We start from the raw sequence: 17,702 nt of genomic DNA on the forward strand, positions 1-17,702 counted from the left end.
CAGTCTGCAACCGTGCGCCAAGGCCGCCGCGGTTCAATAGCGCCACGCGGCGGCCTGCGCCGCATCCGTGCCGCGCCCTTCCCTGGGGCCGGCGTCCCGTTTCCCTTCCCACGCGCCGCGCCCCCATGGCCAACCGATCCTATCTCTACAGCCTGAGCAATCGACCCGCCACCTACGCCGACCGGCCCGAGACCATCACCGGGCTGTCCGAATGGCCCTACGCGGTGCCGTTCTCGTACCGCCTGCTGATGTCGGGCGAGCCACAGTTGTGCGCCTCCCTGATCTCCGACGGCCTGGATAACGACGAACCGGAACAGCGCACCCCGCTGCACGCCATCAGCAGCCGCTTCGAGCCGGGGCTGGCGCGGATCAAGCGCTTTGCCGACATCGTGCGGACGACCGTGGCGCCGGACGGCGCATCGGCCCCCGCGCCCGCCGCGCAAGACGTGGCGCAGGACCCGGAGCCGTCACTTCTGGAGGGCCTGAAGCGCTTGTTCGCGCCGGCCCGCGCGAAGACCGAAACGGGCGCGCGGGCGCCGTCCGGACTGCTGGCGGCGCTGGACGAGACCATCGCCTTCCTGGAAGCGCATCGCAACGACTATCTGCTGCTGGAAACGGTCGAACTGGATCTGATGGCGGCGGCGGACAAAGCCGCGCTCAAGACCCAGGTGGAACGGGAGCTGGCGCGTTGCCGGCGCGCGGGCGAAGCGCTCGACGCCTTGCCGGCGGACCCGGCCGAGGCGGGCCGCCAATTGCTGGCGGCCACCCGCGAACGCGGCGCGGCGCCGCTGGATGCCTTCCATGGCCTGCGCCTGGATGACGGCTTCGACGGCGGCGGCAACCAGCGCGTGGATTACATCCTCGGGCTGGAATGGAGCGAGGTGCTGTACTTCGATCTGCACAACCGCGCGGAATTCGAAGCGCAGCGGCGGGAACCCGAAGCAGAGGCCTGATGGTCCGTGGACTGCCCGGCCCCGCCGAGGGGTCCGGGCCGGGTGCGACATCATGTCCCTTCCGGCGCAGGCGCGGCGCGGCGTGACAAATCCGTCACTCATCTACAATCCGGGGTCACCTTGGCCGGCCCGCATGGCGGCCGGTCCGTAGCCCCCAGGTAGCATGACCCGCGCGAAGAAACCCGCTCCCAGAAAGAGAAGCTCCCCCTCCCGATCCCAAAGTCGCGCCGCCGGCCGCGTGCCGCGCTTCCTGCGCGCGCTGATCGTCACCTCGCTCGCCAGTTTCGGCGCCGCCACCTATGTGCTGCATCCGCAATGGAAGATGCCGGCGGCGGTTGGCGACCTGCTGTCGCGCCTGGAATGGCCATCGCTGCAGCGCAGCGCGCCGGTGGCCCTGCCCGCGCCCAACGCGGCGCTGGTGCAGACTGCCTTCAGCGACTGTCCGCAGTTCTTCCCGAATGCCCAGCCGCCCGCGGTGCCCGCCGCGCAACGCTTGCGCGAAGTCTGTTTCTCCTCGTTCGCCATCCTGCACAACGGCTCGACCAAGACGCCGGTGTTCGTGGCCGAGCGGCTGAACCGCGAGAACCTGGCGCAGGCCAAGGGACTGCACCGCACCGACAAGTTCTACGCCGAGGCGCGGGTGCCGCGCGCCGAGCGTTCGGATCTGGATGACTACCGCGGCTCGGGCTACTCGCGCGGCCACATGGCGCCGGCCGGCGACATGGCCACGCCCGAGGCCATGGCGCAGAGTTTTTCGCTGGCCAACATGGTGCCGCAGGACCAGAGCCACAATGCCGGCCCCTGGAGCCGCATCGAGCAGGACACGCGCCAGTATGTGATGCGGGCGGCCGGCGATGTGTATGTCTTCACCGGCCCGGTGTATGGCGACCGTCCCAAGACCATCGGCGCCGGCGTGGCCGTGCCCACGTATCTATACAAGGTCGTGTACGACGCCACCACGCACCGCTCGTGGGTGCATTGGCAGGCCAACAGCGCCGGCACCAAGGCCGGGCCGCCGATCGGCTACGACGAGTTCGTCAAGCGCACCGGGCTGCGGCTGCTGCCGCAGTAAGCGCGGGCGGGCCGGCCGACCGCGTCCGGCGGTTCAGTCCGGCGCCGTGTCGTAGATCACCGGCATGTGCCCGCGCCACCGCTCCCACGCCGCGCCGCCCACGGCCAGTTCGGCCATGAAATGCGCAACGTTGATGCGGCTGACGCGGCCGGCGTCGAAGATGGCGCTGCGGATGGGCGAAGGGTGCGTCTCGTAGGCGCTGACGGCGTCCCGGTCGATCAGGCTGTCGGGACGCACGACGACCCACTGAATCAGGGGATGCGCCTGGCCGATGATGATGCGCAGATAGTCGGAAGCCGCCTCATTGTCCGCGTGCGGCGGCACCAGCGCGCGCACCAGGGCGACCACGCCGCGCTGCGCCAGCGAGACCGGCTCGCGCAGGTCGCGGTTACTGTTGCCGGCGGTATTCATCAGGACGACCCTGACCGGCCGGGCGGGCGCGCTCGCCACGATGGCCCGGCACAGCCGGCGCAGCGCGTCGAGCACCAGCCGCCTGGGCGGGCCATAGATGCCCCGCAGGCTCATGGGATGGCCCAGGCACGAAGCCACCGCCGAGCAACCCGCCACGTGGCGCGCCAACGTGGCCTCGTCCAGATCCAATACGCTGGCCTGGATCAGCGACAGGCGCGAATCTCCCCCTAGCGCGCGCAGCGCGTCCGGAGATCGCAACAGAGCCCTTACCGGCTCGCCCCGCGCCAGCAATTGCCCGACCAACAGCCGCCCGGTCGCCCCGCTGGCGCCAAGCACAAGGGTTGTCATCGCCGATCCTCTTATTATGTGAATGTGCGATTGAGAACGGCGTCATTGTAGTGAAGCGCGGCGCGCGCGGGATACATCGTGACATGCTATTTGCGCCGAGGCGGCGGTATGATGCGCGCCGCATTCATGCACTCAGGGAGAACTATGAAGAACGTCATCCGGATGGGCCACCTCACCGCGGCGTTGCTGCTTGCCTGCCTTGCCGGCGGCGCCACGGCGGCGTCAACGCCTGCCGCGCCCGCGTCGCCCGCCCCCCAGGCCGGACCGGCCCAGCCCGACCTGACGGGCGCCGGCAACCTCGGTCCCATGAAAGAGCCGGAATACATGGCCCGCATGGAAGCCGCATTCAACAAGCAGGACATCAACGCCGACGGCTACCTGACGCGCGGCCCGCTCCTGCAGGAAGCCACGGCCGAGCAGATCACGGCCATGGATACCGATGGCGATGGCCGCATCAGCAAGGCCGAATTCCTCGCCTACGCGCTCAAGAATTTCAATAACCGCCCTAAGTTCGAGCAGAATCACAACCTGAAGCGATGACCGGACGCGCGCCGCGCATTGCCTGTTAATTATTGATACACAAGATGGAATCGGCAATCAAGCGGTCGCGCGTGCGTGCTAAGTTACGTCCCCGTTAGCGGCCGCGCCGCGTGGACCTCCATCCCCGCGCGCTTTCCCTTCCCTTTCACACGACCATCATGCACACGAACCCAGATCGCGCCCCGGCCCCGGCCGGAAAGAAACGGATAGCCGGCCTGCTCGCGGTCGCCCTGGGCCTGGCCCTGGGCGCGACCACCGCCTCTTCGCTGGCGGGCGACCTGCCGCCGCGCGGCGGCGGCGCCCCCCAGGCGCAGACGCAGCAACCCACGCAACAGCAAGCGCAGCCGCAGGACGAAGGCCGCCTGCCGCCGCGCGGCACGCCCGCCCAGCAGGCCCCGGCCCGCACCTCCGCCCCGGCCCCCGCGCAAGCCCAGCCGCAAGTCCAGGCCCCCGCCGGCGCGCAGCAGAAGACCGAGATCAAGAGCCAGGCCGCCTACGAACGCCTGCTGCACAACAGCGGCATCAGCGTGCAATGGCTGTGGACCGACGAGCGCGGCAAGCTGAACGCGGTTGACGACAACGACGTGGTGCGCCTGGAAGGCGGCCACGCCAACGAAAACGGCTCGGTGACGATCAAGGGCCAGGTGCTGTCGATCTCGGCCGACCGCTTCACTTTCCGCGGCACCATCCTGATCGTGGACGCGCCGGACAAGGGCCGCCGCTGCGAACGCACCGGCGACTACGAGTTCCGCGCCACCGGCAAGCGCAAGTACTGGCGCCTGCAGCAGATGGAAGCGTGCGGCGGCCTGACCGACTACGTCGACATCTACTATTGATCGACACGGCGGCCGCGATGCGGCGCACCTCCGGGCGCCACATCGGGCTCAACGTCCACGTTTCACAGATGCCGGTGGCTGCACGCCATCGGCTGGTCGACCATCTGCCCGATCGCCCGCGCCAGCGCCTCGGTGCTGCCTTCTTCGAGGCAGTTGGCGCGGATCATGCGGAACCCCAACGCCAGGCTGTAATGCCAGTCCAGGTCGAACAGATGATATTCGCGCCCGTCCGCCGGGTTGCGCCAACGCACCGCCGGATCCTCGTACGCCACGCCGATGAAATCGACGCGCGAGCCGAACGGCGGCAATGCCTCCAGCGGTTCATCCGAGCCCGGCAGGCTCGGCACTTCCAGGTTCTCGCCCACGCCGACATACGGCTCGGGGCCCTCGTAGGCCAGCATCACCACGCTGAACCCGGCCGGGTCGGCGTCGTAATGCGCGCGCTGCGCGGGGTTGAGCAGCGCGCGGGCCGCCGGCCCCAGGCAGAAGTACGGGCCGCGCCAGCTGCTGCGCTCATCGTCGAACGCGGCATCGGGCGCCACGCCGTGCGCCGCCAGCAATGCCAGCGTTTCTTCCACGGTGTCGCCGTGGCGCACCGGGATGTCGGACGGCAGATGGCCGGCGGACTGGTAGAGCGCGATCACGTCGCCGGGGGTGCGCAGGCCCTCGCGGTACTGGAACGAGCCTTCCTTCAGCCGGGCCAGCCCGTGGCTGAGGGTGTCCAGCGCCTCGCGCGGCACACGGTCGCCGCGCGGCTCCAGCAGATAGCCCTCGGCCAGCAGGCGCGCCTGCAGCGCCGGCCAGTCGGGCGGCGGCAGATGGGGGTAACGGGGAAAGATGAACTGATGATGTTCGGACATCCGGGGCGAACCTCGTAATAGCGTATTCTCTGACGTTCAGGCAACAGCAAGGATATCTGGAATGAACCCGACCGTAATCAAGTGGCTGTCCAGCGTCGGCTTCGGCCTGGTCATCGGCCGCGCCGCCTACGGCGTCATCAACTCACTGCTGCAGATGGCCTTCGGGCTGGACCAGCCCGGCGCGCCGCTCGATCCGGTGGCGCTGGACCGCATGCTGATCACGGCCAGCGTGCTCTGCCTCGTGGTGGCGGTGGTGGCGGCGGCGGCGCTGCTGCGCGTGGCCGACAACCGGCGCCGCATTGCGTGGGGCTGCCTGGTGCTGGGCGTGACGCTGATGCTGACCCTGCTGGCCGCCCTGCCGGGAATGGACCTGGGCGGGCATGCCGCCGGCTCGGCCGAGGCGCGCGACGCCAAGACGGCGCTCTTCTTCTGGTTGTTGATCTTCGGCCTGCCCTATCTGGGCGGCGGCCTGGCGCTGACGATAGGCGGCGCGGTCATGCTGCGCAGGTTCCGCGCCCCGGCGAACCGCGGCCCCTCGGCCTGAAGACGGGAGGCGCCGCTCAGGCCGGCTTGGCGTGTTTGCGGGCGGCGGCGGGCGCCTTGCCGCCCGCGGCATTGAGCGCCGCGGCGGCGCGAATCAACGCCGTCAGCGCCTGCGCGTCGATGACCTCGCCCTCGCGGATGTCGATGGCGCGGCGGGCGTTGCCCTGCAGACTGGCGTTGAACAGGCCGGCGGGGTCGGGCAGCGCCGCGCCCTTGGGAAAAGTCAGCTTGACCGCGCGCTGGTAGGTCTCGCCGGTACACAGGATGCCGCCCAGCGACCACACCGGCACCTGCCACTTACACTCCTCCACCACGCCGGGATCGGCCGCCAGGATCACCTCGCGCACCCGCGCCAGCAACGGGCCGCGCCAGTCGCGCAGCTCGCGGATGCGGGCATCGATCAACCGTGACGGGGCTTGCGCGTTCGTGGCGGACTTGGCGCTGGGCATGGCGATTCCCTGTGGGCGGCGCCGGGCGCGGCGCCTGGCGATCTTTATACCCAAGCCGCTGGCATGCGTCCATGCGGCGGCGCGCCACGCCCTCCCCCCGCGACGTCCGGTCACCGGGTTTGCAGTCTGACACCATTTCCCCTGGGCACGGCCAACGCCCGCCGGGCCATGCCGGTACAATTTCCCCCGCGTTTTCCCCTAGCCGTCCCACCTGTCGTCCAAGCTCCTCGCCCATGTCCAATCTCATCGTCCACGGCGGCACGCCCCTGCGCGGCCGCGTCATCCCGTCGGCCAACAAGAACGCGGTGCTGCCGATCCTGTGCGCCACGCTGCTGACCGACCAGCCGCTGCGGCTGCATGGCGTGCCCGACATCACCGACGTGCGCAAGATCCTCGACATCTTCCGCACCCTGGGCAGCGAGGTGCGGCTGGACGAAGCCACCCGCACGCTGGACCTGCACCACCGCGACACCACCTTCGACGCCGCCCGCCACCGCCTGCCCGAAGAGATGCGTTCGTCCATCATGCTGGTGTCGCCGCTGCTGGCGCGCTTCGGCGTGGCGCGGCTGGAAGACAACGTCAAGGGCTGCACGCTGGGCGTGCGCGAGATCGATCCGCACGTGGACATCTTCCGCTCGTTCGGCGGCGAGGTCGAACGCGCCAGCGGCTCGCTGCTGGTGCGCAGCGCCGGCCCGCTCAAGCCGACCCATCACTGGCTCGACTACGCCTCGGTCACCACCACCGAGAACTTCGTGCTGTGCGCGGCCGCCGCGGCCGGCGAATCGACGCTGACCAATGCCGCGTCGGAGCCGCACGTGCAGGAGTTCTGCCGCTTCATGACGATGATGGGCGCCGACATTGACGGCATCGGCACCTCGCGCCTGACGGTGCGCGGCGGCGCCACCCTGCGCGGCGGCGAGTTCACCTTCGAGGAAGACTTCCACGAGATCACCACCTTCCTGGCGCTGGGCGCGATCACCGGCGGCGACGTGGTGGTGCGCAACAGCACGCCGTCGAACTTCCCGCTGATCGACCGCACCTTCGCCAAGTTCGGCGTGAAGATCGTGCATGAAAACGGCTGGTCGCGCGCGCTGCGCGACGGCCCGCTGAAGGTGCAGACGCCCTTCACCAGCAACGTGCTGACCAAGGTCGAGGCCGCGCCCTGGCCGTATTTCCCGGTGGACCTGCTGCCCATCTTCATCGCGCTGGGCGTATGCGCCGAGGGCAACGCGATGTTCTGGAACAAGGTCTACGACGGCGCGCTGGGCTGGACCGGCGAGCTGTCCAAGTTCGGCGCGCACGTGTTCTCGTCGGACCCGCACCGCGTCATCACCTTCGGCGGCAATCCGCTGACGCCGGCGGTGGTCGAAAGCCCCTACATCATCCGCGTGGCGATCGCGCTGTTCATGATCGCCAGCAGCATCAAGGGGCGCTCCGAGATCCGCAACGCCACCCCGATCCGCCGCGCCCATCCGCGCTTCGTCGAGAACCTGCGCAGCCTGGGCGTGCAGGTCGAATGGGCGGCCGAGGAATAGCGCGGGCGGTTTTCTATAATCCCGCGATTCCTTCAAACGGCGCCACGGCGCCTTTTTGCTTCCCAGGATCCCTCCATGCCGTCGATTGCCAGCCAGGATGTCCATGTGCCCACCCCGCAAGGCCGCCTGTTCGCGCGGCGCTGGGATCCCGCCGGACGGGATGCGGACGCGGCGCCGATCGTGCTGCTGCATGATTCGCTGGGCTGCGTCGAACTGTGGCGCGACTTTCCCGAACGCCTGGCCCTGGCCACCGGCCGCGCCGTCATCGCCTATGACCGGCTGGGCTTCGGCCGCTCCGATCCCAACCCCGCCACGCTGGCCACGGGCTTCGTCGAGGCCGAGGCCGACGGCGGCTTCCAGGACCTGCGGCGGGCGCTCGACATCGGCCCCTTCATCGCCTTCGGCCACAGCGTCGGCGGCGGCATGGGCATCTGCTGCGCGGCGGCCCATCCGGCGGATTGCCGGGCGCTGATCACCGAGTCGGCCCAGACCTTCGCCGAGGACCGCACGCTCGACGGCATCCGCGCGGCGCAACGCAACTTCGCCGAACCGGGCCAGCTGGACCGACTGAAGAAGTATCACGGCGACAAAGCCGCCTGGGTGCTGAGCGCCTGGGTCGACACCTGGCTGTCGCCGGCCTTCGCGCAGTGGAACCTCGATGGCGCGCTGCGCCGGGTGCAATGCCCGGTGCTGGCGCTGCATGGCGAAGAGGACGAGTACGGCTCGACCGCCCATCCCGGCATCATCGCGCGCCTGGCCGGCGGCCGGCAGGCGCTGCTGGAAAACTGCGGCCACGTGCCGCACCGCGAGCAACCGCACATCGTGCTGGACCTGACCAGCCAATGGCTGCGGGGCGCGCTGCCGGGCTGATCCCTGCGGCCCTCGCCGCTCCCGACGCTCCGCCCTGGCGCCGCCCCCGGCCGGCGTCGGCGCCTTTCGCCCGCGTCGCGCGCGCCGCGCCCCTCCGGAAGGGAAAACCCCAGGGGCGATTTGGCGCAAAGGTTGTATACACTCTTTGCACACCATAGTACGCGCCAGGCTCCGTCCAAGTGTTGCTGCTGTATTGGTCGGCCCGGCTTCCTTTACGGCCATGCCCACACGTGGGTCAGGGAGCTCGCCATCGATATCCGAAATCCGTCGCCCGGTCTCTACAACGAGGACCTGGCCCCCACCAAGGAGCGCCGCTGGGGCGCCTTCAGCATCTTCAACGTCTGGACCTCGGACGTGCACAGCCTGTGGGGCTACTACCTGGCCGCCAGCCTGTTCCTGCTGTGCGGCAGCTTCGTCAACTTCCTGATCGCCATCGGCCTGAGCTCGCTGGTGATCTTCTTCCTCATGAACCTGATGGGCTATGCCGGCGAAAAGACCGGCGTGCCTTATCCGGTGCTGGCGCGCGCCTCGTTCGGCATCTGGGGCGCCAACCTGGCGGCGCTGGTGCGCGCGGTGGTGGCCTGTTTCTGGTACGGCGCGCAGACGGCGGCGGCCTCGGGCGCCATCGTGGCGCTGCTGGTGCGCAACGACAGCCTGCTGGCCTTCCACCAGAACACGCAATGGCTGGGGCATTCGGGGCTGGAGCTGATCTGTTATGTCGGCATCTGGGCGCTGCAACTGCTCATCATCCAGAAAGGCATGGAGACCGTGCGCCGCTTCCAGGATTGGGCCGGCCCGGCGGTGTGGATCGCCATGCTGGTGCTGGCCGTGGGGCTGTGCGTGAAGGCCGGCGGCTTCAGCCTGGACCACGGCATCCCGATGGACGTGCTGCTCGACAAGACGCGCGACGCGGGTGTGAACGGCGCGCCGGGCAGCTTCTGGGCGCTGATGGCGGTGGGCGCGACCTGGATCACCTACTTCGCGGCGCTGTACCTGAACTTCTGCGATTTCTCGCGCTATGCCCGCGACAGGCAGGCCGTCAAGCGCGGCAACCTGTGGGGCCTGCCGGTGAACCTGGTGGCGTTCTCGCTGGTGGCGGGCGTCACCACCATCGCCGCCTACAAGGTCTATGGCGAAGTGCTGCTGCACCCCGAGCAGATCTCCACCAAGTTCGACAGCTGGGTGCTGGCGCTGCTGGCCGCGCTGACCTTCGCGGTGGCCACGCTGGGCATCAACGTGGTGGCGAACTTCGTGTCGGCCGCGTTCGATATCTCGAACGTGTTCCCCAAGCGCATCGACTTCAAGCGCGGCGGCTACATCGCGGCGCTGATCGCGCTGGTGCTGTATCCGTTCGCCCCCTGGGAAGGCGGCGCGGCGCACTTCGTCAATGCCATCGGCGCCACCATGGGGCCGCTGCTCGGCATCATCCTGGTGGACTATTACCTGGTGGCCAAGGGCCGCATCAATGTCGCGGCGCTGTATGACGAGCATGGCGAATACCGCTACCAGGGCGGCTGGAACATCAACGCGCTGATCGCCACCGGCATCGGCAGCGTGTTCTCGACCATCCTGCCCAACTTCACCGACCTGCTGCCGGCCTGGTGGGCCACCTACGGCTGGTTCTTCGGCGTGGGAATCGGCGGCGGCGTCTATTGGGTGCTGGCCACGCTGCGCCCGCGCGCGGTCCCGGCCCTGGCCTGACGCGTCCTTGCCCGGGCCGGCCGCCAGGCGCCGGCGCGGGCAGCCGCGACTCGACGTCCGGGGCGCGCTCGCGGTACCCTGCATGCGATATCCGCCCTACGTGGCATCGCACCCTTGCATGGAGACTCCGCCCCCATGAGCCACCTGGTTTTGCTGCTGCTCGGTGTCGACTATCTGCACAAGCGCGCCCGCGCCCTGATGATCGGCGGGTGGCTGATGCTGGGCGCCGGCGCGTTCGTGTTCATCGACGCGCTCGATAACGCGCTCTACTTTCCGCTGAATTTCTTCGCCGCGCTGCTGGTGGTCGAAGGCATCGCCACGCTGGCGATCGCCAAGTCGGGGGTCGGTGGCCAGCGCGTGCTGCGCTACACCAAGGGCGTGTTCGTGCTGGCGGCCGGCACCCTGGTGCTGGCGGGCCAGCACCACGGGCATTTCGTGCTGTCGATGATCTTCGGGCTGCTGTTCCTGGTGGACGGGCTGATCCAGTGCATCGCCGCCTACGTGGTGCGCTACCAGCGCTGGCGCGTGGTGTTCGCCTCGGGCGTGGCCGAAGTGCTGCTGGCGATTTTTTTCTTTCAGCCCTACCCCACCCACTACGTCGGCACGGTGCCGTACTGCATCGGCCTGTTCCTGGCGATCTCGGGCGGCAAGCTGCTGTGGCTGGCGCGCCGCGTGCGCAACCTCGATGCCAACCCGGCGCTGGCCGCCAATCCCGATCCCGCCTTCATGCCGACGCGCGCCGACGGCCCGGCGCAGAAAGTGTTCGATGGCCCGCCCCAGGCCAGCGAGCGCGCCCTGACCGTGCATGTATGGACGCCGTCGGGCTCGGCCAGGACCGCAACCCGCCACTACCCGGTGGTCGACCGCTACATCGCGGCCGTGGACATCAATGGCGTCGTGTCCACCGGCCATGCCGCGCTCGAATCGCCCGAGGGCATCTACATCAGCCTGTACCCGGCGGTGGAAATCGACCACTCGCCCGAACAGTTCGGCACGCTGCTGCGCGCCACCGCCGACAACAACGTGCCCGGCGTGTACCAGCCCGACTACGCCACCGAGTCCCAGGCCTGGTGCCCGTCGACCATGCAGGTGCGCATCCGCAATTACGACGCGGCCAAGCTGGCGGCCTTCTGGGACGAATACCGCAAGACCGAGATCTACAACCTGACCCACCGCAACTGTTCCAGCTCGGTCTCGGCCGCGCTGGAGGCGGCGCTGGATGGCGTGGTCGGCCGCCTGCATGGCCCGGATGCCGGCTGGGGGGTGATGTGGCGCCTGCTCTTCACGCCCGAGCTATGGGTGGCGGCGCAGATCCGCAAGCGCGCCCTGACCATGGCCTGGACCCCGGGCCTGACGCTGGACTATGCGCGCGCGCTCAGCATGCTGGCCGACCCGCGCCCGTTCGGCTGGTGGAAGATGTCGCAGGCGGCGCTGCGCCAGATCGCCGCGCTACGCGCCGGCTGGCGCCGCCAGGATCGCGAGGCCGTCGCCCGCAACGCCCAGACCCAGTCATGACGGGGCTGCTGGCAGCCGTGGTGGTCGCGGGCGCGCTGTGGGGCGCACTGGCGCTGTGGTTCCAGTCGCCCGGCGGGGGCCGCGCGCGCGTGCTGGCGCCGCTGGCCTGGCTGGCACTGGCCGCCGCCGCGCTGGCCGGATTGGCCTGGGGATATCGGTTGCCCGCGGCGGTGTTCGCGGCAATGCTGCTGATTCTGCTGGCCTGGTGGATCTGGGGCATGCGGCCATCCAACGATCGCGATTGGATGCCGGAAGTGGCCCGCACCACCTACGGCGAGGTGGACGGCGACCGCCTGACGCTGCATAACGTGCGCAACTTCGACTGGCGTTCGCGCACCGACTTCGACGCGCGCTGGGAGACCCGCCGCTACGATCTGTCGAAGCTGGCCTCGGTGGACCTGGCGCTGTCGTATTGGGGCCGGCCGGCGATCGCGCATGCGCTGGTGTCGTTCGGGTTCACCGATGGCCAATACGTGGTGTTCTCGGTGGAAATCCGGCGCAAGCGCAATGACACATTCTCGGAGATCGGCGGATTCTTTCGCCAGTACGAATTGTCGGTGCTGGCCTCGGCCGAGGAAGACAGCCTGCGCGTGCGCACCAACGTGCGCGGCGAGGACGGCTACCTTTACCGCGTACACATGCCGGCGGGCGCGCCGCGCAAACTGCTGCTGTCGTACGTGGACACGGCCACGCGCCTGCGGCGCCAGCCGCGCTTCTACAACACGCTGACGGCCAACTGCATCACCATCGTGTACCGGCTGGCCGACAAGATCGTGCCGGGACTGCCGCTGGATTACCGCCTGCTGCTGTCCGGGTATCTGCCGGAATACCTGTACCGGCTCGGCGCCCTGGCGGGCGCGGACAGCTTGCAGGCCTACCGCGACGCCGGCCGCTACACCGAACGGGCCCGCGCCACGCAGGACGCGGCGCGGTATTCGCGCAACATCCGGCGCGGCGTGCCGGGCGTCGCGCAATCGTCGGCGGTGGAACAGTAATGGCGTCCGCCCCCCTGGCAGTTGTACGCAATGGCGCGATAGACAGCCTCCCCCTTGCGGATTATTTGACGGCACGCCGGCGCGGCTGTCGACTGTCTCCTGCCAGGCTGTCGAGATACGCGCACAGCATATCGGCCAACGCATCCGCGTAGGTCTCGATCTCGGCCTCGGTGCGCGGGCTTTCGGAGAACTGCTTGCCGACGGCGCTGAGCGTGTGGGTGATGAGATCGCCGGCCAGCGCGCGGGTGGCGTCGCTGACCTGAGGCAAGGCCTCGCCGAGAAAGGCGAGCACGATGCGGCCGCCCTCTTCCTTGGTGGCGCGCGCCTCGGGCGCGTCGCGGTAGAGCGGCGCGGCGTCGTTCAGGGCCACGCGCATCACGGCTTCTTCGCATTCCGAGCGCACGAAGGCATGCACCAGGTTGCGCAGCCGCCGGGGCGGCGCGTGGCGGGTGTCTTCGAGCAGGCGTCGCAACAGGTCGGAAGTCTGCTGCCATTCCTGCGTCTGCAGCCGGTACAGGATGGCGGCCTTGTTGGGGAAGTATTGATAGAGCGAACCGATGCTGACGCCGGCCTTCTCGGCCACGCGGGCAGTGGTAAAGCGCGTGGCCCCCTCCTTGGCCAAAACCTGAGCCCCCGCCTGCAGGATGGCCGCGACCAGCTCGGCCGAACGGGCCTGCTGCGGCTGTTTTCTCTCGGAAAGCCGGGTGCTGCGGCGTGTGGTCATGGCGGCGCGCGAAATGCGAATAGGGAAATGCGACGAATTCGTCGTATTCTAAACCGGTGCCCTCGCCCCTTCAACGCCGACGCTTTCGCGCCGTTGGACGGCGTTCATCCCACAGGCCGCGGCATCGCCCCGGCCGCCTTGCCCCCCCGACTGGAAACGCATCGCCATGACCAACACCCTGACTTCCGCTCCCCTGGCCCCGCTGCTTGACCGGCTGTTCACGCAGGCCGAGGCCTCCTGGGCCAGTGCCGACCCCGCCCTGGCCAACATGTCCGACGCCGAACAGGCGCGGCTGATGCGCAGCAAGACCGAATACCGCGAGTTCTACGGCCGCATGAAGGACCTGCCGCTGGCCGTATCGCCCGAGACCGGCACGCTGCTTTACATGCTGGCGCGCAGCACGCAGGCGCGGTCCATCATCGAGTTCGGCACCTCGTTCGGCATCTCGACCCTGCACCTGGCGGCGGCGCTGCGCGACAACGGCGGCGGCCGGCTGATCACCACCGAATTCGAGCCTTCCAAGGTCTCGCTGGCCAGCGGCCACCTGGCCGAGGCCAGCCTGGCAGACCTGGTGGAACTGCGCCAGGGCGACGCGCTGCAAACGCTCGCCACCGGGCTGCCCGACCGCATCGACCTGGTCCTGCTCGATGGCGCCAAGGCGCTTTATCCGGACGTCCTGGCCCTGCTGGAAGACCGTCTGCGGCCCGGCGCGCTGATCGTGGCGGACAACGCCGATCATTGCCCGGAATACCTGGCGCGGGTGCGTTCGCCAGCGTCGGGCTACCTGTCGACGCCCTTCGGCGGCGACGTGGAACTGTCGATGCGGCTGGGGTAGGACGCGGCGCCGGCTCACGCCACCGGCATGCGCTCGCACAGTTTGCCGATGGCCGCGAGATCGCCCAGCCGCGCCAGGCGCTGCACCTGCTGGCTGAAATCCGCAAAGGCCGGATCGCGCGCCTGCACGGCGCGGGCCCAATCCATCAGGTCCGAGATGCCGCCGATGTCCAGCAGGCGCTGCACCTGTTCCAGTTCGGCGCGCGACAGGCGCGGCATCGGCGACGGCGCCGGGGCCGGCTCGCCGGCCGTCGAGGGCGTCGGCAGATGCAGCAGGCGGCCCAGCAAGTGGCGCAGCTCAACCAGATTGATGGGCTTGAGCAGACTGGCGTCATAGCCGACGCCGTCCAGGGCCGCGGTCTCTTGCGGCGTGGCCGATACCGCCACCACCGGCAGGTCCGGCCAGCGCGCGCGAGCCGCCCGCAGCACGGCCGAGCCGTCGGCGCCTTCCATGCGGTGATCGGTCAGGATCAGGTCGGGCCGGCGCGCGTCGTCGGCCAGGATGCGCGCCACCATGCCGCGGCCGTTGGCCTCGCTTTCCACCTGGAAGCCCAGGCTGGCCAGTTCCTCGACCAGGAACTCGCGGATTTCCGGCGTGTCCTCGGCCAGCCAGATGCGCCGCCCGGATCCGTCCAGCTGGGGCAGCACATGCGCCGCGGCAGCGATGTAGTGGTGCGAGACGCGCGATTCGTCCACCTGCCTGAGCGGCAGCGACACGCTGATGGTGGTGCCCTGGCCCACTTCGCTGTCGACGTGGATGCGGCCGTTCATGCGCTGCACCCATTGCTGGACGATGGCCAGGCCTAGCCCGACGCCGGGCTGGCTCTCGGCCGCGCCCAGCCGCTGGAACGGCTCGAAGATGTGCTGCCGGTCGGCGGGCGCGATGCCGCACCCCGTATCGCGCACCGACAGCGTCAACCAGCCCGTGGCTTCGCCCGCGCCCGGGGCGGTGTAGTCCGCCGTCAGCGTGAGCACGCCGCCGCGCGTGAACTTGGCCGCGTTGTCGACCAGATTGGACAGCACCTGCCGCACGCGCTTGCCATCCATCTCCAGCACGGCGGGCAGCGTGTCCGACAGCCGCAGGTCGAAGCGGTTGTCCTGCCGCGCCGCGATCGGCGCCGCTTCCTTGGCCACGGCGTCGAGCAGGGCGTGCACATATTCGGGCGCCAGGCGCAGGGCCTGGCCGCCCGCGCCGGCGGCATAGTCGATCAGGTCGTTCACCATGCCCAGCATGTGGTCGGCGCTGCGGCGGATGACGGCGCCGCGCGGCGCGTCGTCGCGGCCGCCGGCCTGGATCAGGTCGGCGAAGCCGATGATCGAGGTCAGCGGCGTGCGCAGGTCGTGGCTGATGCGCGCCAGGAAGTCCTGGCGCACGCGGCCGGCCTCGTCGGCCAGGATCAATGCCGCCTGCAGCGCCTGGGTGCGCTCGGTGACGGCCTGATCCAGCCGCTGGTGTTCGCGTTCGCGCGCCTGCGCCAGTTCGCGCTGGGCCGCCAGCCGTTCCTGGCGATGCTGGCGCGAACGGCCATGCAGCAGCACGGCCAGCATCAGCGACACCGACAGCAGATCCCAGGCGACTTCCGGCCCGCCGATCCAGCGGCCCGGCAGCAGGCCCTGGATATAGGCCACCCGCAGGAACAGGCAGGAACAATAGATCGCAAACGACAGCAGGAAGATGCGCGCATTGGCATGGCCGCGGCGCCAGCCGTCCGCCATGGACACCAGCCATACCAGCGCCCACAGGAAGATCAGCCCGATCAGCGCCTGCGCCGCTTCGCGGTAGTCGCCCAGCGCGGCCCAGACCGCGCCGGCCACGCCCGCGGCGATCAGCGCCAGATAGACCCGGCGCCAGATGCGCACCCGATGCAGGTCGGCGAACAGCATCGCCATCAGCCCGAACAGCGACGCCGCCAACGTCGCCAGGACGCTGGGCGCGCGCAGCACCAGTTCGCCGCCGCCGGTCAATACATACCGATACAGCAGCCCCTGGAACGACAGGCTGTAGAGGATTTCGACGAAGATGGCGCAGGACAGCAGCAGGTAGACCGGATCGCGCTGGGCCGCGCCCAGCACCCCGGCATACAGGCCCACCATCATGAGCGCGCCGATCAGCAGCGCCACCACCATGGTGTTGCGCTGGGTCACGCCGACGAAGGCCGCTGGCGTGCGCAGGGTGGGCTCCATGCTGATGGCCGAACGGCTCTGCACCCGCACCAGCACCGTCATGCGCTGGCCCGGTTCGAGCCGCAGCGGCACCACGGACACCGTGGCCGGCACCTCGCGCCGCGCCAGGGGCTCGCGGTTGCCCGCCAGCAGGATGCCCGACGGCTGCCGCTGCCCCGGCGCGAACAGATAGAAGCGCACGTCCTCCAGCCGGGGCACGCCGAACGAGAGCCAGCGCTCCTGGGCGCGGTCGGAGGTATTGCTGACCTCCAGCCTGAGCCAGAACGCCGAGGCGGAATACCCCCGGTTGAGCCAGCGGGCGGTCACCGGCTGCCAGGCGCCGTCCAGGACCTGGCTGGCTTGCTGGTCGGCGGCCTTGTCCTCGATGCCCCGCAGCTCGCCGACCAGCGGCAGCGTGCCGCCCATCGTGCTCAGGTCGATGACGGGTTGCGCATCCTGCCCGCGCGCGGGCAGGCTCAGGCAGGACAGGGCCAGCCACAGCAACCAGGCCAGCCAGCCCAGGCGACGATCAGGCATGGGGATCCTGCTCCTGGCGCAAGGCGGTGGGCGCCATGCCGAAACGCTCGCGGAAAGCGGTGGAAAAATTGCCGCGGTTGCCATAGCCCACCGCCTGCGAAATGGCCTGGATGTCCAGGCCGGTCTCGCACAGCAGGCGGCGCGCCTCGCGCATGCGCTCTTCGCGCAGGAACTCGAACACGGTGGTGCCGGCGCAGCGGCGGAACGCCTGGTTCAACCGACGGGCGTTGGTGCCCAGCGCCTGGGCCAGGGCCACCAGCTCGGGCGTGTGGTCCAGCCGTTCGCGCAGCAGCTTGCGCGCGGCGCGAAACAGCACGCCGTCGAGCGACGTGCCGGTGGCGGCGGACGACGTCCCTTCCTCGGGCGCCTTGGCGGGTGGCGCCGCGGCTGGCGCGGGCGCCACCCGCAGATGTATCAGCAGGCGCAGGCGCACTTCCTCGAAATCGAACGGCTTGGCGACGTAGTCGACGGCGCCCGCCGACAGGCCCGCCACCCGTTCCATGGGCAGCGACGCGGCGGTCAGGAAGATGACGGGGATGGCGCGCGTGGCCTGGTCGGCCTTCAGCAGCCGACAGGCCGCGAGGCCGTCGCAGCCCGGCATATTCACGTCCATCAGGATGATGTCCGGCTGCACCAGCTGCGCCTTGCGATAGCCGTCGTTGCCGTCCTCGGCCACGTACACCCGGCAGTCCTGGCTGGTCAGGAAATCCACCAGCAGCATGCGGTCCTCGGGGCGATCCTCGACGACCAGCACGCGCAGGCCGGCAAGCTGGCCCGGGATAAGCGGATAGGAGGCGTCATTCATGCCGCGCATTC

Annotated in this window: 17 protein-coding genes; 11 read left to right on the top strand and 6 right to left on the bottom strand. The window is 69.6% G+C overall.

Going from position 1 to position 17,702, the window contains the following annotated elements; genetic code table 11:
- Positions 1 to 125 precede the first annotated feature (125 nt).
- Together ABFG95_RS02445 and ABFG95_RS02450 are read left to right on the top strand one after the other, a co-directional pair.
- The gene (locus ABFG95_RS02445) at positions 126 to 953 is read left to right on the top strand and encodes a hypothetical protein (protein WP_348995408.1); all 828 of its coding nucleotides are present in this window, start codon (positions 126 to 128) and stop codon (positions 951 to 953) included.
- Between the two features lie 163 nt (positions 954 to 1,116).
- Positions 1,117 to 2,025 (top strand): DNA/RNA non-specific endonuclease, encoded by a 909-nt coding sequence (locus ABFG95_RS02450; protein ID WP_348995409.1) that lies wholly within the window; start codon positions 1,117 to 1,119, stop codon positions 2,023 to 2,025.
- Between the two features lie 33 nt (positions 2,026 to 2,058).
- Here the strand turns inward: ABFG95_RS02450 and ABFG95_RS02455 are convergent, their stop codons facing one another.
- Positions 2,059 to 2,784: an NAD(P)-binding oxidoreductase gene (locus ABFG95_RS02455; RefSeq protein WP_336726735.1), complete on the bottom strand. Its 726-nt coding sequence runs from the start codon at positions 2,782 to 2,784 to the stop codon at positions 2,059 to 2,061.
- A 108-nt stretch (positions 2,785 to 2,892) separates the two neighbouring features.
- On the opposite strand from ABFG95_RS02455, the gene ABFG95_RS02460 reads away from it, so the two are divergent.
- Entirely contained in the window at positions 2,893 to 3,324 is a 432-nt protein-coding gene (locus tag ABFG95_RS02460; RefSeq protein ID WP_348995410.1) for an EF-hand domain-containing protein, read from the top strand.
- 158 nt (positions 3,325 to 3,482) lie between these two features.
- On the top strand, positions 3,483 to 4,160 hold the full coding sequence (locus ABFG95_RS02465) for a hypothetical protein (protein ID WP_348995411.1): 678 nt from the start codon (positions 3,483 to 3,485) through the stop codon (positions 4,158 to 4,160).
- 62 nt (positions 4,161 to 4,222) lie between these two features.
- Here ABFG95_RS02465 and ABFG95_RS02470 read toward each other — a convergent pair whose 3' ends face one another.
- Positions 4,223 to 5,020 (bottom strand): hypothetical protein, encoded by a 798-nt coding sequence (locus tag ABFG95_RS02470; protein WP_348995412.1) that lies wholly within the window; start codon positions 5,018 to 5,020, stop codon positions 4,223 to 4,225.
- A 61-nt stretch (positions 5,021 to 5,081) separates the two neighbouring features.
- On the opposite strand from ABFG95_RS02470, the gene ABFG95_RS02475 reads away from it, so the two are divergent.
- A complete protein-coding gene (locus tag ABFG95_RS02475; RefSeq protein WP_100507837.1) occupies positions 5,082 to 5,564 on the top strand; it encodes a hypothetical protein in 483 nt (160 codons plus the stop codon).
- Positions 5,565 to 5,580: 16 nt separating this feature from the next.
- Here the strand turns inward: ABFG95_RS02475 and ABFG95_RS02480 are convergent, their stop codons facing one another.
- The gene (locus ABFG95_RS02480; protein WP_348995413.1) at positions 5,581 to 6,012 is read right to left on the bottom strand and encodes a DUF1801 domain-containing protein; all 432 of its coding nucleotides are present in this window, start codon (positions 6,010 to 6,012) and stop codon (positions 5,581 to 5,583) included.
- Positions 6,013 to 6,245: 233 nt separating this feature from the next.
- Between ABFG95_RS02480 and ABFG95_RS02485 the strand changes: the two genes are divergently transcribed.
- From ABFG95_RS02485 to ABFG95_RS02505, 5 genes are all read left to right on the top strand, one after another.
- Complete coding sequence (locus ABFG95_RS02485; RefSeq protein ID WP_049073282.1) at positions 6,246 to 7,547, top strand: UDP-N-acetylglucosamine 1-carboxyvinyltransferase; 1,302 nt, start codon at positions 6,246 to 6,248, stop codon at positions 7,545 to 7,547.
- A 75-nt stretch (positions 7,548 to 7,622) separates the two neighbouring features.
- Positions 7,623 to 8,417 carry an alpha/beta hydrolase gene (locus tag ABFG95_RS02490; protein ID WP_348995414.1) on the top strand — a complete coding sequence of 265 codons (795 nt, stop codon included), beginning with the start codon at positions 7,623 to 7,625 and terminating at the stop codon, positions 8,415 to 8,417.
- Positions 8,418 to 8,666: 249 nt separating this feature from the next.
- Positions 8,667 to 10,118: an NCS1 family nucleobase:cation symporter-1 gene (locus ABFG95_RS02495; RefSeq protein WP_054502434.1), complete on the top strand. Its 1,452-nt coding sequence runs from the start codon at positions 8,667 to 8,669 to the stop codon at positions 10,116 to 10,118.
- Between the two features lie 135 nt (positions 10,119 to 10,253).
- The gene (locus tag ABFG95_RS02500) at positions 10,254 to 11,633 is read left to right on the top strand and encodes a DUF308 domain-containing protein (RefSeq protein WP_059271275.1); all 1,380 of its coding nucleotides are present in this window, start codon (positions 10,254 to 10,256) and stop codon (positions 11,631 to 11,633) included.
- The gene (locus ABFG95_RS02505; protein WP_348995415.1) at positions 11,630 to 12,628 is read left to right on the top strand and encodes a DUF4105 domain-containing protein; all 999 of its coding nucleotides are present in this window, start codon (positions 11,630 to 11,632) and stop codon (positions 12,626 to 12,628) included. Before ABFG95_RS02500 ends, ABFG95_RS02505 begins: the two co-directional genes overlap by 4 nt.
- Positions 12,629 to 12,689: 61 nt before the next feature.
- Here ABFG95_RS02505 and ABFG95_RS02510 read toward each other — a convergent pair whose 3' ends face one another.
- Positions 12,690 to 13,352: a TetR family transcriptional regulator gene (locus ABFG95_RS02510; protein WP_348995416.1), complete on the bottom strand. Its 663-nt coding sequence runs from the start codon at positions 13,350 to 13,352 to the stop codon at positions 12,690 to 12,692.
- A 166-nt stretch (positions 13,353 to 13,518) separates the two neighbouring features.
- Here ABFG95_RS02510 and ABFG95_RS02515 point away from each other — a divergent pair, with 166 nt between their 5' ends.
- Positions 13,519 to 14,187, top strand: a complete 669-nt coding sequence (locus ABFG95_RS02515; RefSeq protein WP_348995417.1) for an O-methyltransferase — start codon at positions 13,519 to 13,521, stop codon at positions 14,185 to 14,187.
- Positions 14,188 to 14,201: 14 nt separating this feature from the next.
- Here the strand turns inward: ABFG95_RS02515 and ABFG95_RS02520 are convergent, their stop codons facing one another.
- Positions 14,202 to 16,886 (bottom strand): hybrid sensor histidine kinase/response regulator, encoded by a 2,685-nt coding sequence (locus tag ABFG95_RS02520; RefSeq protein ID WP_348995418.1) that lies wholly within the window; start codon positions 16,884 to 16,886, stop codon positions 14,202 to 14,204.
- The gene (locus ABFG95_RS02525; protein WP_049073274.1) at positions 16,879 to 17,700 is read right to left on the bottom strand and encodes a response regulator; all 822 of its coding nucleotides are present in this window, start codon (positions 17,698 to 17,700) and stop codon (positions 16,879 to 16,881) included. Before ABFG95_RS02525 ends, ABFG95_RS02520 begins: the two co-directional genes overlap by 8 nt.
- Positions 17,701 to 17,702: the final 2 nt, after the last annotated feature.

Source organism: Achromobacter sp. HNDS-1 (assembly GCF_040084795.1).
Lineage (GTDB): Bacteria > Pseudomonadota > Gammaproteobacteria > Burkholderiales > Burkholderiaceae_B > Achromobacter > Achromobacter ruhlandii.

Excerpts from the sequence above, each read along its gene's own strand:
- ABFG95_RS02480 (WP_348995413.1), bottom strand. The coding sequence starts at position 6,012 with ATGCCCAGCGCCAAGTCCGCCACGAACGCGCAAGCCCCGTCACGGTTG.
- ABFG95_RS02490 (WP_348995414.1), top strand. The coding sequence starts at position 7,623 with ATGCCGTCGATTGCCAGCCAGGATGTCCATGTGCCCACCCCGCAAGGC.
- ABFG95_RS02520 (WP_348995418.1), bottom strand. The coding sequence starts at position 16,886 with ATGCCTGATCGTCGCCTGGGCTGGCTGGCCTGGTTGCTGTGGCTGGCC.
- ABFG95_RS02505 (WP_348995415.1), top strand. The coding sequence starts at position 11,630 with ATGACGGGGCTGCTGGCAGCCGTGGTGGTCGCGGGCGCGCTGTGGGGC.
- ABFG95_RS02485 (WP_049073282.1), top strand. The coding sequence starts at position 6,246 with ATGTCCAATCTCATCGTCCACGGCGGCACGCCCCTGCGCGGCCGCGTC.
- ABFG95_RS02500 (WP_059271275.1), top strand. The coding sequence starts at position 10,254 with ATGAGCCACCTGGTTTTGCTGCTGCTCGGTGTCGACTATCTGCACAAG.
- ABFG95_RS02525 (WP_049073274.1), bottom strand. The coding sequence starts at position 17,700 with ATGCGCGGCATGAATGACGCCTCCTATCCGCTTATCCCGGGCCAGCTT.
- ABFG95_RS02465 (WP_348995411.1), top strand. The coding sequence starts at position 3,483 with ATGCACACGAACCCAGATCGCGCCCCGGCCCCGGCCGGAAAGAAACGG.
- ABFG95_RS02460 (WP_348995410.1), top strand. The coding sequence starts at position 2,893 with ATGATGCGCGCCGCATTCATGCACTCAGGGAGAACTATGAAGAACGTC.
- ABFG95_RS02445 (WP_348995408.1), top strand. The coding sequence starts at position 126 with ATGGCCAACCGATCCTATCTCTACAGCCTGAGCAATCGACCCGCCACC.
- ABFG95_RS02470 (WP_348995412.1), bottom strand. The coding sequence starts at position 5,020 with ATGTCCGAACATCATCAGTTCATCTTTCCCCGTTACCCCCATCTGCCG.
- ABFG95_RS02510 (WP_348995416.1), bottom strand. The coding sequence starts at position 13,352 with ATGACCACACGCCGCAGCACCCGGCTTTCCGAGAGAAAACAGCCGCAG.
- ABFG95_RS02515 (WP_348995417.1), top strand. The coding sequence starts at position 13,519 with ATGACCAACACCCTGACTTCCGCTCCCCTGGCCCCGCTGCTTGACCGG.
- ABFG95_RS02475 (WP_100507837.1), top strand. The coding sequence starts at position 5,082 with ATGAACCCGACCGTAATCAAGTGGCTGTCCAGCGTCGGCTTCGGCCTG.
- ABFG95_RS02455 (WP_336726735.1), bottom strand. The coding sequence starts at position 2,784 with ATGACAACCCTTGTGCTTGGCGCCAGCGGGGCGACCGGGCGGCTGTTG.
- ABFG95_RS02450 (WP_348995409.1), top strand. The coding sequence starts at position 1,117 with ATGACCCGCGCGAAGAAACCCGCTCCCAGAAAGAGAAGCTCCCCCTCC.